Genomic DNA, 1,104 nt, shown 5'->3' with positions numbered 1-1,104 from the left:
GTATGTCACAGAGGCTTTGATGAAAGTCAGAGACGGAATGAAAGTAAAGCCGCTTCCTGATTCCCTTCCCAAAAGAGGGAAATAAGGTCTTTTGGATAACTGATTGATTAACAAACGAAATCAATAAAGGTGATGTACTTAAAACCGATTAATTAACAAAAGTAACTTTCTGCTCCCTCTCCTTGGGAGAAGGTTGTGGAGAGACTGCTTTTAAACCTATACATTATGTTTTCTAAGTTTTTTATCAACCGACCGATATTTGCTACTGTCCTTGCCCTGCTTATTGTAGTAGCCGGTCTGGTCACACTCAATATATTGCCTGTGGCGCAATTTCCGGAGATCACACCGCCAACGGTGCAGGTCTCTGCGGTTTATCCCGGGGCAAATGCTGAAACTGTTGCTCAAACAGTGGGTATTCCTATCGAACAGCAGGTGAATGGTGTAGACGGCATGCTTTATATGTCTTCCAATTCTTCATCTTCGGGAGCATATTCTCTGACTATTACATTCGCTGTTGGTACGGACATCGATATGGCAACTGTGCAGGTACAAAACAGGGTAAGTATCGCACAATCATCGCTGCCGGAACCGGTGGTGGTGCAAGGGGTCACTGTGCAGAAACAATCTTCAAACATTGTGATGTTTTTGACAATGACTTCGCAGGACTCTGTGTACAACAGCCTGTATCTGACTAATTATGCCAAATTGAATTTAGTGGACCAGTTGACACGTGTGCCCGGAGTGGGTGCTGTGAATGTGATGGGAGCAGGGGATTATTCGATGCGCATCTGGCTCGATCCGGAGGCTATGCGTATACGGAATATTTCACCGCAGCAAGTCTATCAATCCATCCAGTCGCAGAATGTGGAAGTATCTGCCGGATATATCGGTCAGCCTATCGGACAGGATAATAATAATGCTTTTCAGTATACGTTGAATGTTCAGGGACGATTGAAATCTCCGGAACAGTTCGGGAATATTATTATCCGCCGTGAGCAGGACGGGGCGATGCTTCGTCTGAAAGATATTGCACGCATTGATTTGGGGTCTGCTTCATACAGTGTAGTGTCGCGATTGAATGGAAAACCTACGGCTGCTATTGCT

General features: G+C 45.1%; 1 protein-coding gene. It reads left to right on the top strand.

The window, feature by feature from the left end; genetic code table 11:
• Nucleotides 1-225: 225 nt before the first annotated feature.
• Nucleotides 226-1,104: efflux RND transporter permease subunit (locus tag AB5935_RS27640; protein WP_368328055.1), on the top strand; the 879-nt coding region annotated here is incomplete at its 3' end.

The organism is Phocaeicola sp. RTP21198st1_B8_RTP21198_201120, assembly GCF_040929485.1.
GTDB lineage: Bacteria > Bacteroidota > Bacteroidia > Bacteroidales > Bacteroidaceae > Phocaeicola > Phocaeicola dorei.
This window is presented reverse-complemented; position numbering and strand designations above follow the sequence as displayed.